This window comes from Streptomyces sp. NPDC002092, from assembly GCF_053593775.1.
On the sequence record NZ_JBSFDG010000023.1, the window covers coordinates 1 to 13689 of the forward strand.

General features: G+C 70.1%; 11 protein-coding genes and 1 pseudogene. 2 read left to right on the plus strand and 10 right to left on the minus strand.

Annotation, left to right across the window (positions count from 1 at the left end; translation table 11 throughout):
* Positions 1 to 329 precede the first annotated feature (329 nt).
* Positions 330 to 1337 carry a stage II sporulation protein M gene (locus ACWCRD_RS38390; protein WP_450970319.1) on the minus strand — a complete coding sequence of 336 codons (1008 nt, stop codon included), beginning with the start codon at positions 1335 to 1337 and terminating at the stop codon, positions 330 to 332.
* A gap of 129 nt (positions 1338 to 1466) precedes the next feature.
* Here ACWCRD_RS38390 and ACWCRD_RS38395 point away from each other — a divergent pair, with 129 nt between their 5' ends.
* Entirely contained in the window at positions 1467 to 2441 is a 975-nt protein-coding gene (locus ACWCRD_RS38395; protein ID WP_450970320.1) for an RDD family protein, read from the plus strand.
* A 64-nt stretch (positions 2442 to 2505) separates the two neighbouring features.
* Here the strand turns inward: ACWCRD_RS38395 and ACWCRD_RS38400 are convergent, their stop codons facing one another.
* Both ACWCRD_RS38400 and ahcY read right to left on the minus strand, forming a co-directional pair.
* Entirely contained in the window at positions 2506 to 3120 is a 615-nt protein-coding gene (locus ACWCRD_RS38400; protein ID WP_450970321.1) for a hypothetical protein, read from the minus strand.
* A gap of 157 nt (positions 3121 to 3277) precedes the next feature.
* On the minus strand, positions 3278 to 4735 hold the full coding sequence (gene ahcY / locus ACWCRD_RS38405; protein ID WP_450970322.1) for an adenosylhomocysteinase: 1458 nt from the start codon (positions 4733 to 4735) through the stop codon (positions 3278 to 3280).
* An 860-nt stretch (positions 4736 to 5595) separates the two neighbouring features.
* Here ahcY and lepB point away from each other — a divergent pair.
* Positions 5596 to 6078, plus strand: coding sequence for a signal peptidase I (gene lepB, locus ACWCRD_RS38410; protein ID WP_450970323.1), 483 nt, complete (start codon positions 5596 to 5598; stop codon positions 6076 to 6078).
* Positions 6079 to 6130: 52 nt separating this feature from the next.
* Here the strand turns inward: lepB and ACWCRD_RS38415 are convergent, their stop codons facing one another.
* The 7 genes and pseudogenes from ACWCRD_RS38415 to ACWCRD_RS38445 all read right to left on the minus strand — a co-directional run bounded on the left by ACWCRD_RS38415 (position 6131) and on the right by ACWCRD_RS38445 (position 13470).
* A complete protein-coding gene (locus ACWCRD_RS38415) occupies positions 6131 to 7111 on the minus strand; it encodes a cation diffusion facilitator family transporter (protein ID WP_450970324.1) in 981 nt (326 codons plus the stop codon).
* Positions 7112 to 7247: 136 nt separating this feature from the next.
* Entirely contained in the window at positions 7248 to 8399 is a 1152-nt protein-coding gene (gene manA / locus ACWCRD_RS38420) for a mannose-6-phosphate isomerase, class I (RefSeq protein WP_450970325.1), read from the minus strand.
* A gap of 75 nt (positions 8400 to 8474) precedes the next feature.
* Positions 8475 to 9605 (minus strand): SIS domain-containing protein, encoded by a 1131-nt coding sequence (locus tag ACWCRD_RS38425; protein WP_450970326.1) that lies wholly within the window; start codon positions 9603 to 9605, stop codon positions 8475 to 8477.
* A gap of 167 nt (positions 9606 to 9772) precedes the next feature.
* The gene (locus ACWCRD_RS38430) at positions 9773 to 9958 is read right to left on the minus strand and encodes a Trm112 family protein (protein ID WP_450970327.1); all 186 of its coding nucleotides are present in this window, start codon (positions 9956 to 9958) and stop codon (positions 9773 to 9775) included.
* A gap of 255 nt (positions 9959 to 10213) precedes the next feature.
* Entirely contained in the window at positions 10214 to 11578 is a 1365-nt protein-coding gene (locus ACWCRD_RS38435) for a phosphomannomutase/phosphoglucomutase (RefSeq protein WP_450970328.1), read from the minus strand.
* Positions 11579 to 11786: 208 nt separating this feature from the next.
* A pseudogene (locus ACWCRD_RS38440) lies at positions 11787 to 12986 on the minus strand (L-lactate permease); the annotation flags it as partial.
* A gap of 109 nt (positions 12987 to 13095) precedes the next feature.
* Positions 13096 to 13470 carry a DUF3499 domain-containing protein gene (locus tag ACWCRD_RS38445; RefSeq protein ID WP_053667517.1) on the minus strand — a complete coding sequence of 125 codons (375 nt, stop codon included), beginning with the start codon at positions 13468 to 13470 and terminating at the stop codon, positions 13096 to 13098.
* Between the last annotated feature and the right edge of the window lie 219 nt (positions 13471 to 13689).

Consider the following 13689-nt stretch of genomic DNA (forward strand, 5'->3'; position numbering starts at 1 on the left):
CCTTCGGTCTTGCGTTTCCGACTCTATCAGACCGTTTCCCGATCCGATTTCCTCGGTGCTTTCCAGGTTCCCGCTTTCGCGTTTCCCTTTCCGGCGGCTCCCACTTTATCAGAAGTTTTGAGCCGGACTGACCGGCCGCTCATTTCCGATTCATCGGGAGTGGCTTCTTCGAAATCGATGTTTTCGAGAAGCAGGCAGATACTCACTGTTGCCGACCGGACTAGATCCAGTTCCAGGCAACTGTTCGAATCTACCTCCCCACCAGGTCCGTGTCAACGGCTCCTGTGGGGCGAAGGAGAGACTAACAGGTCGGGAGGCGCGGTCGCACATCAGGCGGCCGTCGGCACCGTGGCGCTGCGCTCTGCTGCCTTGACGTCTCCAGTCTCTCCTGCACGGGCCGCTCGGCCGCCCAGGACGAAGACGTACATGAGGAAGGCGAGTTCCACAGCGACCCCGATCCCTATTCGAGCCCATGTGGGCAGGCCGGAGGGGGTGACGAAGCCTTCGATGGCGCCTGAGACGAAGAGGACGAGCGCGAGACCGATCGCCATGCCCACGGCGGCACGGCCCTCCTCGGCAAGGGCCGTGCGGCGGGAGCGGGGGCCCGGGTCTATGAGGGTCCAGCCGAGGCGGAGGCCGGTTCCGGCGGCCACGAAGACAGCGGTCAGTTCGAGCAGGCCGTGTGGGAGGACCAGGCCGAGGAAGGTGTCGAGTCGGCCGGCCGAGGACATCAGCCCGAAGCCGACGCCGAGGTTGATCATGTTCTGGAGGAGGATCCAGAGGACGGGCAGGCCGAGGAAGACGCCCAGGATCAGACACTGAGCGGAGGCCCAGGCGTTGTTCGTCCAGACCTGGGCGGCGAAGGACGCCGCAGGGTGGCTCGAGTAGTACGTCTCGTACTGTCCCCCTGGGCGGGTGAGTTCACGCAGCTCGCTGGGGGCCGCAATCGTGGCCTGCACCTCGGGGTGGGTGCCTATCCACCAGCCCAGGAGCACGGCGACGACGGTGGAAAGAAGCGCCGTGGGGACCCACCAACGGCGCGATCTGTAGACCGCGGCAGGGAAGCCCTGCGTCAGGAAGCGGGTGACGTCTCGCCAGGAGGCGCGTCGGGTGCCTGTGACTGCGCTACGCGCGCGTGCCACGAGCTGGCTGAGGCGTCCGGTCAGCTGGGGGTCAGGGGCGCTGGACTGGATCAGAGAGAGGTGCGTGGCCGTGCGCTGGTAGAGCACGACGAGTTCGTCGGCCTCGGCACCGGTGAGACGGCGTTGACGCCTGAGGAGAGCGTCGAGGCGATCCCATTCGGCTCGGTGGGCGGTGACGAATACGTCGAGGTCCATCGGTTTGCCTGCTCCTCGGCTGTTCGTCGGCGGCTCGTCCTGGGGTCAGCTTTTCGTACTGCGGCGCGATGCGTCCCCAGCTTGGCAGACTGGCCCTTCACGGGGCAGGCCAGGGGAAGGACTACAGGCGTGAGTGAGCTTGTGACGGGCGAGGCGGTGGCGCTGGAGTTGCGCCCCGCGAGGCTGCCCAGTAGGGCGCTTGCGGTACTGCTCGATCTGACCGTGGCCATGCTCGTCTACGTGGTCCTGACCATCGCTCTCGTAGCTGCCACGGCCTCGCTGGATGACGCGGCGCAAGTCGCGGTGTCGATAGCGGCCTCCGTTCTCGTGCTGGTGGGCGGGCCGATCGCGGTCGAGACGCTCAGCCATGGGCGCTCGCTCGGAAAGCTGGCGTGCGGGCTGCGGGTGGTGCGGGACGACGGGGGGCCGATCCGGTTCCGGCATGCGCTGGTCCGGGGTGGGATCGGTGTGGTCGAGATCCTGATGACGTTCGGGGTCGTCGCCTGCATCGCATCCCTGGTGTCGGCTCGCGGGCGACGGCTCGGCGATGTATTCGCCGGGACTCTCGTCGTTCGGGAAAGGGTGCCTGTGATGCGGACGGGCTTTCTGCCTCCGCCACCGCCCTGGCTGGCCGGGAGGTTCTCGGGGCTTGATCTGTCTGCGGTTCCCGACGGGCTGTGGCTCGCCGTCCGTCAGTATCTGTCGCGAATGCAGCAGCTGGACCCACAGGTCGGCTGGGCGATGGCGGAGCGGCTCGCCTCGGACCTCTCGGCGCGTACGGGCACGCCGGTTCCCCAGGGAGTTCCACCAGCTGCGTTTCTGGCGGCTGTGATGCAGGAGCGGCAGTCCCGGGAGGCGCGACGGGCCTTCGCGAAGGGAGCCGCGGTCGGGAGCCCGGCTACGGACGCGGTGCACCCGGCCGGTGCGCCGAGTTCCTACGAGCCCCCGGCCGGAATCCCTCCGGTGGTGGCTTCGCCGGCTGCCCATACGGCGCATGCGGCTCCGGCGCACAAGGCCGTCCAGACCGCCCGGCGGGATGCAGCGTCGAGCGACCGTCCAGCGGGCGGAACCGCCGAGTCCACCGGGTTCGTACCGCCGGCGTAGCCCCTTCGCGGCTGCCGTTCGGGCCTGGACCAGGCAGCTTGCATCGCTTCGGCGAACGTCTCGCTCAGATGAATGTGGACGGCGGCGATTCGAGGTCTTCGAGCTCGATGCCGGGCGCGGCGAGCACCACGTCGCCGGCGATGTGTACAGCGTGCTGCTCACCCGTGTCCAGGGCTGTGACCTGGTACTCGTCCACGGTCAGAGAGGCGTTGTCAGTGGCGTGTGTTTCTCTGTTCACCAAGGCCCAGGACTGGTCCACGGTGCGCGGGGCGAGGACGGGGTCGGTGAAGGCGACGAGGCGTACGCGAGTTGCTGTGGCGGAGGGGGTGAGGCGCAGGAGACGGGTGGTGGCGACGAGGAACGCGGGGGATGTGCCGGTGAAGGCGTGGGCGCGGACGTTGCCTTCGGTGGCCTGGGCTCCGCTGGGGTCCGTCCGGACCCAGGTGACGCCATCGAGGGCGGCACCGCGGACCTGCCAGCCCGCGGCATGCAGTTCGAGGCGGATGGGTCGGCCCAGCTCGTCGAGGGCGAGGTCGACGGAGCCCCGGTGATCGCCCGCGGGGCTGGTGAGTTGGGAGACGTAGCGCCAGCCGGAAGGTCCGGGGGCGCAGTGGAAGTGCTCTTCTGCGAGGGGGGTGTGATCGTGCGGATCGTGGAGCGAATAACGGCCGCGGGGCATGGGGGTCCTGGGTCTTGACGGGCTGGTCCGGCCGACGGGCCGCAGAGCCAAAGGGGCAGGCCCCCGACACGGGGGTGCGGGGGCCTGCCTCGGAGGAACTGCTGCTGGTGAGCGCGTCAGCGCACCGACACGCTCACCATCGACTGCGCCGAGCCGCTCAGTAGCGGTAGTGGTCCGGCTTGAACGGGCCCTCGACGTCGACGCCGATGTACGCCGCCTGCTCCGGGCGGAGCGTGGTCAGCTTCACGCCGAGGGCGTCCAGGTGGAGACGGGCGACCTTCTCGTCGAGGTGCTTGGGCAGCGTGTACACGCCGGTCGGGTACTCGTCGGGCTTGGTGAACAGCTCGATCTGGGCCAGGGTCTGGTCCGCGAAGGAGTTGGACATCACGAACGAGGGGTGGCCGGTGGCGTTGCCCAGGTTCAGCAGACGGCCCTCGGACAGGATGATGATCACCTTGCCGTCGGGGAAGGTCCAGGTGTGGACCTGCGGCTTGACCTCGTCCTTGACGATGCCCGGGATCTTGGCGAGGCCGGCCATGTCGATCTCGTTGTCGAAGTGACCGATGTTGCCGACGATCGCCTGGTGCTTCATCTTGGCCATGTCCGAGGCCATGATGATGTCCTTGTTGCCGGTCGTGGTGATGAAGATGTCGGCCTTGTCGACGACCTCGTCGAGGGTCGTGACCTGGTAGCCGTCCATCGCCGCCTGCAGCGCGCAGATCGGGTCGATCTCCGTGACGATGACGCGGGCGCCCTGTCCGCGCAGGGACTCCGCGCAGCCCTTGCCCACGTCGCCGTAGCCGCAGACCACCGCGGTCTTGCCGCCGATGAGTACGTCGGTGGCGCGGTTGATGCCGTCGATCAGGGAGTGCCGGCAGCCGTACTTGTTGTCGAACTTCGACTTGGTGACGGCGTCGTTGACGTTGATCGCCGGGAACAGGAGGACGCCGTCGCGCTGCATCTCGTACAGGCGGTGCACGCCGGTGGTGGTCTCCTCGGTCACGCCGCGGATCTCCGAGGCGAGCTGGGTCCACTTCTGCGAGCCGTTGGTGATGGTGCGGTGCAGGAGTTCGAGGATGACGCGGTGCTCGTCGGACTCGGCGGTGTCGACGGAGGGGACCTTGCCGTCCTTCTCGTACTCGACGCCCTTGTGGACGAGGAGGGTGGCGTCACCACCGTCGTCCAGGATCATGTTGGGGCCGCCGGTGGGGCTGTCCGGCCAGGTCAGCGCCTGCTCCGTGCACCACCAGTACTCTTCCAGGGTCTCGCCCTTCCAGGCGAAGACCGGGACGCCCTGCGGGTTCTCGGGCGTGCCGTTCGGGCCGACGGCGATGGCGGCGGCCGCGTGGTCCTGAGTGGAGAAGATGTTGCAGGAGGCCCAGCGGACCTGCGCGCCCAGGGCGACCAGGGTCTCGATGAGCACAGCGGTCTGCACGGTCATGTGCAGGGAGCCGGTGACACGGGCGCCGGCCAGCGGCTGGGTCTCGGCGTACTCCTTACGGATCGCCATCAGGCCGGGCATCTCGTGCTCGGCGAGGGTGATCTCCTTGCGGCCGAAGTCGGCCAGGGAGAGGTCGGCGACCTTGAAGTCCTGTCGGTTGTCGACAGTCGTCATTGCGAGCTGCTCCTCGGGGTTGGGACGAGGGTTGGGTACGGCTGATCTGCGCGGCGGCGGACACAGGGGTGCCCGAAGAGGACACAGGCATGCCCGCGTACGCGCAGCGCAGTCCGTCGGAGGCCCTCTCTCCCTCGGTCGGTCCGCACCGGGACCGCCCGACCGCCATCAGCAGCGACGTCTGGCTCGGTTCCAAGCTACACCGGACGCCCGGGCGGCCCCAGTCCGCCTTCGAACACATCAAGCCGATCGGCACCTTCGCCGGGTGCCGGCGTCCAGGGCTGGGAGGGCGATACCAGGACACCTACGAACGGAAGAGGAGGCAGAAGACCATGCCGAACAGGGACTTCCCCACCTTCGAGCAGGGCTGTGGATGTTGCAGGATGCCGGGCGATCGGGAATCGCTGATAGATCTTGCTGAGGGTGTGGCATGGACGCCGACGCAGGGGCCATCGGGGCTGAAGACGTCCTGAGCGACAACGATGTCAGCACCATGGAGCATCGTCGTCGCCGCGGACAAGGGTGCGGAACCGACGCCGACCGCAGCTGCTCGGTCAGCCGCTCGGGGGGTGATCAGGCCCCGCGGCCGTCGAGGGTGCGGGCCCGCGCAGCCGGTTCGCAGCGGGCGGCTAGCCTCTGCGCGGCGCGGATGTTCCGTGTGGGGAGGGAGTGGCGATGGGCAGGGCTCGGAAGCTCGGAATCTGGGCGGGGGTGCTGGGGTCCCTGGGTGTCGTGCTGGTGGTTGTGGCGCTGGCGAGCCTGTGGACGGGCTTCCACGGGACCACGGTGGCCAGCGACAGCATGTCGCCGACATACACGCAGGGGCAGCAGCTGGTGTACGAGCGCATGGAGGGACCGGGGTGCGCCGGGGCGACGTCGTGCTCTATTCGGCGCCGGAGCGCTATCAGGGCGCCGTCGTCATGCAGCGGGTCATCGGAGTCGGCGGCGATCACATCGTCTGCTGCACGGGGGAAGAACGGGGTGAGCGGCTGCTGGTGAACGGAAAGCCGCTCGACGAGCCGTACCTGGCGGGCGGTATCGCCGACGGGACGCACCAGAAGTACGACGTGCAGGTGCCCGAGGGGCGGCTCTTCGTGCTCGGTGATCATCGGTCGAACGTGCGGGACTCGCGGGCCTTTCCCGACGATCACGGGGGCACGGTCCCGGTGAGCGCGGTCCAGGGCCGTGTGACGGACGACTACACCGAGGCGGCCCTGCTCGGGGTGGCCGCGCTGGTGGGTGGCTTGATCGCGCTCACCGGGCTCGGACTGGGGATCGCGGCGGTTGCCGTACGGAAGCGTGTCGTCGTGCCCCCGCCGCCGCCCTGGGCCGTGCAGGTATGACGAGGGCCCGCCGAGCGTTCGGCGGGCCCCTTGGTCGTACGGCGAAGTGGTGTCAGTGGCCGGCGGGGTGCGGCGCCGGTCCGCCGGGGGTGGCCTCGCGGTCGGGGCCCTTGGTGGCCTCGGCCTCGCTGTAGATGTCCGGCTCGAGGTAGATGACGCGGGCGATGGGGACGGCGGCGCGGATGCGGGCCTCGGCGGCGTTGATGGCGGAGGCGACCTCCGCGGCCGTGTCGTCGTGCTGGACGGCGATCTTGGCGGCGATCAGCAGTTCCTCGGGGCCGAGGTGGAGCGTGCGCATGTGGATGATGCCGGTGACCGTGTCGCCGTCGACGAGGGCCGCCTCGATCTGCTTGACCTCGTCGACCCCTGCGGCCTCGCCGAGGAGGAGGGACTTGGTCTCGGCGGCGAGGACGAGGGCGATCAGGACGAGCAGGAAGCCGATGCAGACCGTGCCGACGCCGTCCCAGACGCCGTCGCCGGTGAGCAGGGCGAGGCCGACACCGCCGAGGGCGAGGACGAGACCGATGAGCGCGCCGAAGTCCTCCAGGAGGACCACGGGCAGCTCGGGTGCCTTGGCGCGGCGGATGAACTGCGACCAGGACAGCTTGCCGCGCAGCTCGTTCGACTCCTTGATGGCCGTCTTGAAGGAGTAGCCCTCGGCGATGATCGCGAAGACGAGGACGCCCACCGGCCAGTACCAGTGCTCCACCTGGTGCGGGTGGCGGATCTTCTCGTAGCCCTCGTAGATGGCGAACATGCCGCCGACCGAGAAGAGGACGATGGAGACGAGGAAGGCGTAGATGTAGCGCTCGCGGCCGTAGCCGAAGGGGTGCTGCGGGGTCGCCTCGCGCTGGGCCTTCTTGCCGCCGATCAGCAGCAGGAACTGGTTGCCCGAGTCGGCGAGCGAGTGGACGCCCTCGGCGAGCATCGACGAGGAACCGCTGAACGCGAACGCCACGAACTTCGATGCCGCGATCGCGAGGTTGGCGCCGAGTGCCGCCACGATCGCCCTGGTGCCGCCTGACGCGCTCATCTGTCCGCGTTGTCCCTTCGCCTTCGTACGTACGCCGTCCGGGGCCCCGCCTCGTCGCGGCTTTGCCCGTGCTTTGCCGGTGGGCCATTCTTGCAGCCCGGCCCGAGGACGGCGTGTCAGGTATCCACAACCCCGGTCATACGATCACAGTGGCCCGGAAGACCGTACCCGCTCCCGACACCTCGGCCTTCTCGCCTGCCGGGACGAAGACCGACTGGCCGGGGCGCAGTTCGTGTTCGCCCGCCTGCACGGAACCGGCCGTGCAGAGCAGGATCTGCGGGGTGGCGCGGGTGAGGTCGTGGGCGGAGCCGCCCTCGGGGAGGACGTAGCGCGACAGCCGGAACTCGTCGATCGGGGTCTCGTAGACCTCCTCGCCGTCCGGGGACGCCTCGGGGCGCAGTACGCCGGGGTCGCTCGCCTCGAAGCGGACGATGCGCAGGAGTTCGGGGACGTCGACGTGCTTGGGGGTCAGGCCGCAGCGCAGGACGTTGTCGGAGTTGGCCATGATCTCGACGCCGAGGCCGTTCAGATACGCGTGCGGGATGCCCGCGCCGAGGAACAGGGCCTCGCCGGGCTGCAGACGTACGTGGTTGAGGAGCATGGCGGCGATGACGCCCGGGTCGCCCGGGTAGTGGTGCGCGATGTCGGCGTAGGGCGCGTAGTCGCCGCCGAGGCGGGTGCAGGCGGCCGCGGCTTCGGCGACCGTGTGGTGCATCTCCTCGGGGTCGGCGGTGAGGATCGCCGTGAGGACCTCGCGCAGGGCGGCGTCCTCGGGGTGGGCGTGCAGCAGGTCTACGTACGGCTTGAGGGAGTCGACCCCGAGGCCGTCGAGGAGGGTGGCCGCCCGGAGCGGGTCGCGGAAGCCGCACAGGCCGTCGAACTCGGTGAGCGCGCAGATCAGTTCGGGCTTGTGGTTGGCGTCCTTGTAGTTGCGGTGCGGAGCGTCGACGGGGATGTTCCGGCGCTCCTCGTCCTCGTAACCCTCCTTCGCCTGCGCCAGGTTGGGGTGCACCTGGAGGGAGAGCGGAGCGCCGGCGGCGAGGATCTTGAGGAGGAAGGGCAGGCGGGGGCCGAACCTGGCGACGGCGGCCGGGCCGAGTTCTTTCTCCGGGTCCGCGTCGACGACCTCGACGAGCGTGCCGCGTCCGGTGCGCGAGGGTGCGCCCGGGTGGGCGCCCATCCACATCTCCGCCTGCGGTTCACCGGTCGGTTCGACACCGAGCAGGTGCGGGATCGCGGTGGTCGAACCCCAGGCGTAGGGACGGATGGTGTTGTCGAGGCGGTCCATGCTGTGTCTTCGTCTCCGTACGTACGCCGCGCTCGGCGGGCGCTGGTCAGTAAGCGCGGGTTGCGCGGGTCAACGTCAGGCCCCCGAGGCGAGCGCCAGGTAAACGGCGGCGAAATCCGTGATGGCGATCAGCTCGGCGAGGGTCTCCAGTTCGCCGCCGGGTTCCGGTTCCAGTTCACTGATCGGCGTGTCGTGGCTGAGGGCCAGGTCACGGGCGGCCGGTGCGGCGGTGAGGCCTTCGATCGGGCGGTCGCGGAGCAGCACCACGCGCGCGTGCAGGGCGGGTGCTTCCTCCACGCGGTCGCGGAAGAAGTCGTCCGGGTCGGCGCTGGCGGCGAGCGGGCCGGCCAGCAGGGCGCTGTGTGCGGCGAGTGCCTCGGGGAGTTCGGCGACGACCGCCGGGCGGCCGGAGAGTTCGGCGAGGGCGGCCGCGAAACGCCGTCCCGCGGGGCCCGCCGAGGCGCCCTCGGTCCATACGACGGGCAGCGCGTCGGCGAGTTCGGCGGCGAGCGTCTTGGCGGGGTTGCTGTAGGTCGCGATGGCGGGGCCGCAGCGTTCGGCGATGTGGTCGAGACGGTCGGCGATCTTCTCGACGGCCTCCGGTGGGGCGGTGACCAGGCCGGTGCGGTCGAGGAGGGCGAGGAGGGGTGTGAGCAGCGCCCACAGGACGCCGGGGGCGGAGGCGGCGAGCTCCTGTTCCTCCAGCTCGTACGGGGCTGTCGCCATCGGTACGAAGAGGCCGTGGGCGCCTTCCACCGCCTCGGCGAGCGGGGTGCGGGCGGGGGCGACGGCGACGACCGTGCAGCCGCGGCGGTAGGCCGCCTCGGCGAGCAGGGACAGGCCCGGTTCGGTGCCGTCGGGGGTGGTGATCAGGAGCAGGTCGACGCTCCCCGTCCAGCCCGGGAGTTCCCAGCGCAGGGCGCCCGCGGCAGGGGCGACGCCGGTGGGGGCGAGGCGGATGACGGGGCTGCCGGGGCCGGCGAGCGTGCCGAGGAGGTCGGCGACGCAGATCGCTGCGGCACCGGGGCCCGCGATGAGGACCGCGCGGGGGCGGCCGTCGGGCTTGAGGTCGCCCACGCCGGCCTCTGTGGCGTGCCGGGCCGCTGTGCGGACGCGGGCGCCTGCCTCGGCGGCGCCGCGCAGCAGGCCGCGGCGGTCGACTTCCGAGAGGGCCTCGGGGGTGTCGAGCAGCGATTCGTCGAGCATGGACGGAAGCCTCCGATCGCCGGGGGTTCTATGTGTGCGCCGGGGTTGTGCGCGTGGCGCGGGCTTGTTGCGCGGGTGCCCTTTTGCGCGCGTGCCTCTTTACGCGGGTGCCTTTTTGCGCGGTGGCTTTTGCGGGTGCCTGCTTGCGCGGGTGGCGGGGCTCGGCGTTACGCGGGGCGGCGGGCCTCGTCGACCAGCAGGACGGGGATGCCGTCGCGGATGGGGTAGGCCAGGCCGCAGTCCTTGCCCGTGCAGATCAGCTCGGTTTCCTGCTCGCCGGCTTCCTGCTCCTTGAGGGGGGCGTGGCAGGCCGGGCAGGCGAGGATCTCCAGGAGGCCGGCTTCGAGCGGCATGGGTGTGTGTCCCTTCGGGGGCGCGCGAGTGCGTGTGCGGATGTGCCTGGTCAGCGTACCGCCGTGGGGGGCGGGGTGCCGGGGTTGGGCCGAGGTCGGGTCGGGCGGCTGTGGGAGGGGGTCGCCCCGCCGCCCCTACCCGTTCCCGACCCCAGGGGCGCTGCCCCTTCGACCCCGCCAGGGGGCTCCCCCCTGGACCCCCATCGGCCTGAACGGCCTCGTCCTCAAACGCCGGACGGGCTGAAAGGGGTGTGGTCAGGCTCGGATGATGGTCAGGGCCTCGTCTCGGATCTTTGTCATGGTGGCCTCGTCCCTTGCCTCCGCGTTCAGGCGGAGCAGGGGTTCCGTGTTGGAGGGGCGGACGTTGAACCACCAGTCCGTGGAGGTGACCGTCAGGCCGTCGAGTTCGTCGAGGGTGATGTCCTCGCGGGCGCCGTACGCCGCCTTGATGGCCGCCAGGCGGTCGGCCTGGTCGGCGACCGTCGAGTTGATCTCGCCGGAGCCGACGTAGCGGTCGTACTCGGCGGTCAGGGCGGAGAGCGGGCCCTCCTGGCCGCCGAGCGCCGCGAGGACGTGGAGGGCGGCCAGCATGCCCGTGTCGGCGTTCCAGAAGTCCTTGAAGTAGTAGTGCGCCGAGTGCTCGCCGCCGAAGATCGCGCCCGACTTCGCCATCTCGGCCTTGATGAAGGAGTGGCCGACCCGGGTACGGGCCGGGGTGCCGCCGTGTTCGCGCACCACCTCGGGGACCGACCAGGAGGTGATCAGGTTGTGGATGATCACGCCCTTGCCGCCGTTCCTGGCCAGCTCGCGCGCGGCCACCAGGGCCGTGATGGCGGACGGCGAGACCGGGTCGCCGTGCTCGTCGACGACGAAGCAGCGGTCCGCGTCGCCGTCGAAGGCGATGCCCAGGTCGGCGGACTCCTCGCGCACGCGCTGCTGCAGGTCGACGAGGTTCGCCGGGTCCAGCGGGTTCGCCTCGTGGTTCGGGAACGTGCCGTCGAGTTCGAAGTACATGGGTACGACGGTCAGGGGCAGGCCGGCGAAGACCGTGGGGACGGTGTGGCCGCCCATGCCGTTGCCCGCGTCGACGACAACCTTCAGGGGGCGGATGGAGGCCAGGTCGACGAGGGAGCGCAGGTGGGCCGCGTAGTCCGACAACGTGTCGCGCGAAGTGATGGTTCCCGGCTCGGCGACCGGCTCGAGGGCGCCCGACTCGCTCCACTGCTCGGCCAGTTCGCGGATCCGGGACAGGCCCGTGTCCTGGCCGACGGGCGCCGCGCCCGCGCGGCACAGCTTGATGCCGTTGTACTGCGCCGGGTTGTGCGAGGCCGTGAACATCGCGCCCGGCAGGTTCAGGGCGCCCGAGGCGTAGTACAGCTGGTCGGTCGAGCACAGGCCGATCTCGGTCACGTCGACGCCCTGTGCGGCCGCCCCGCGCGCGAAGGCACGCGACAGGCCCGGGGACGACGGCCGCATGTCGTGGCCGATCACGATCGCGTCCGCCCCGGTCACCTGGACGAAGGCCGCACCGAAGAGCTCGGCCAGCGACTCGTCCCACTGGTCCGGGACCACCCCGCGTACGTCGTACGCCTTCACGATCTGCGACAGATCAGCAGCCACGGCCAACCCTCCTGAAGTCCTATCGGTCGCCTCAAACTACCCGTACCGGCAGGCCGTGCGCCGCGCGGACTCAGAGTGCACTCCCAGCCGTCGCCTCAGGTCAGAGCCGGGTGAGAAACGGGGAAGGACCGGGGCAGGATCCGGGAAGAGCCTGGCCAGGATCCGGAAGAGGCAGCGCAGAATCCGAAAAAGTCAGAATCCGGAAGAGTCAGGACAGCATCCAGTCCAGGACCGGCGAGTTCTGGCCACCACGATCAGGCGCATCACCAGCAGCAGGCTCGCGCTCCAGGGCAGCACCCCGCGCAGCAGATCCCCCTCGCGGCCCGCTAGGCCCACGGCCGCGCAGGCGATGGTGAGGTTCTGCGGCAAGATCATCTTGCCGAGGTGTCCGAGCCGGAGACCACCACCCCGAACCAGCCCAGGACGGGTGGCAGGAGAGCCAGTCCGGCTCCCGCCGCCGCCACGAAGTGGCCGATGGTGCCTGCCCGCCCGGAGAAGTTCATGACGTACGCGAGCGCGAGCACGGACGTCACGGTCTGGATCGCGGACCTCAGCTCGTGCACGGTCGCCAGCCACTCCTTGACCGCCACGCGGGCGTGCACACCGAGCACGACCGCCGTGCAGACTCCGGCGACGAGGACGAGCGTGCCGCCGGTCGACACGATCGGTCTGTGTCGCCCGGGCCGGCCAGTCCTTGACCGCCGGGATCTGCGCGACGGAGAAGATCGCGACGATGAGTGCGTACGGGGCGTAGGCGCGCAGGACTTCGGGGCGCGAGTCCTCGTCCCGTTCCTCGCTGCGCACGCCGGTGAGCACGGACGCGCGTACCGACTCGGCGGTGGGCACGCGCGCGTGCGGTACGGCGACCAGGGCGCCCGCGCCCACCAAGGAGGCACCGATGTCGGCGAGTTGTGCGGAAGACGTAGTTGGAGGCGGCGAACTGGGCGACGGTGAAAGCGACTCCGCACACCAGGGCAGGCATCCAGGTCTCGCGCAGGCCGCGCCGTCCGTCCACCAGACAGACCAGGACGAGTGGCACCAGCGGTGCCGGCAGCGGGGTTTGACGCCCCACCACGGAGGCCACGGAGTCCAGCGGCAGCCCCGTCACCTGTGCGAGCGTCACGTCCGGTGTGCCATCGCCCCGAAGGCGACCGGTGCCATGTTGGCGATGAGCGCGACGACCGCGGCGCGCACCGGGTCGAAACCGAGGGCGACGAGCATCACGGAGCAGATCGGGACCGGCGCACCGAATCCGGCGAGGCGTTGACCACGATCCACAGGATGGGGAAGAGGCCGAAGACGGCCCTCTGGGCGGCGCTGAGAGCATCTGGTCGAGCGGCATGCGGTAGGCGAGCCAGGCGACCAGAACGGCCGCCAGAAGCCCCGTCAGGCCCGCCAGGTGCGACTCATGCGGAAAGCGATTTCCCACCGGACGCCTCACCGGATGATCGTGTCCGCGCCAAGGGCGCGCCAACGGGTGTGCACCACTGGGCGGAACGGGGGACGGAAAGCGCGGCTCAGTTGTCCGGAGAGCGCAGTACCCGCAGATGCCCGCGCCGCGCGACCTCCATGGGGTCCGCCGTGCGCGCCCCGCCGCCGGCGCCTGCCGCCCGCTCCTGGGGGCGGGCCGCCTCGCGCACCGCGTTGGCAAGCGCTTCCAGGTCGTCGCCGCTGGGGCGGGCCGGAGCGGAGCCGTCGAGCAGTCGGACGACCTCCCAGCCGCGCGGGGCGGTGAGGCGCTCGGAGTGCTCGGCGCACAGGTCGTAGCAGTGGGGTTCGGCGTAGGTGGCGAGCGGGCCGAGGACCGCGGTCGAGTCGGCGTAGACGTACGTCAGCGTCGCGACGGCGGGACGGCCGCAAGCGGTGCGCGAACAGCGACGTACAGGGCTCACGACGTTGGACGGTACCGCACTCTTGAGCGGGCCGCGACGACTCTCCCCCAGCTCACCCCACCGTGTCGTACTGTGAAACACCCCACACCCCTCCCCTGGAACACCCGACTGACCTGCACGGACGCACATTCACACGGCCTTGCGGGCCTCTTCGCCCGATCAACACACCGTACAAACACCGTCAATTGCCCCAAGATCGTCGGTCTCGTAGAGATACGG

Excerpts from the sequence above, each read along its gene's own strand:
- ACWCRD_RS38400 (WP_450970321.1), bottom strand. The coding sequence starts at position 3,120 with ATGCCCCGCGGCCGTTATTCGCTCCACGATCCGCACGATCACACCCCC.
- ACWCRD_RS38390 (WP_450970319.1), bottom strand. The coding sequence starts at position 1,337 with ATGGACCTCGACGTATTCGTCACCGCCCACCGAGCCGAATGGGATCGC.
- ahcY (WP_450970322.1), bottom strand. The coding sequence starts at position 4,735 with ATGACGACTGTCGACAACCGACAGGACTTCAAGGTCGCCGACCTCTCC.
- ACWCRD_RS38425 (WP_450970326.1), bottom strand. The coding sequence starts at position 9,605 with ATGCTCGACGAATCGCTGCTCGACACCCCCGAGGCCCTCTCGGAAGTC.
- ACWCRD_RS38415 (WP_450970324.1), bottom strand. The coding sequence starts at position 7,111 with ATGAGCGCGTCAGGCGGCACCAGGGCGATCGTGGCGGCACTCGGCGCC.
- manA (WP_450970325.1), bottom strand. The coding sequence starts at position 8,399 with ATGGACCGCCTCGACAACACCATCCGTCCCTACGCCTGGGGTTCGACC.
- ACWCRD_RS38430 (WP_450970327.1), bottom strand. The coding sequence starts at position 9,958 with ATGCCGCTCGAAGCCGGCCTCCTGGAGATCCTCGCCTGCCCGGCCTGC.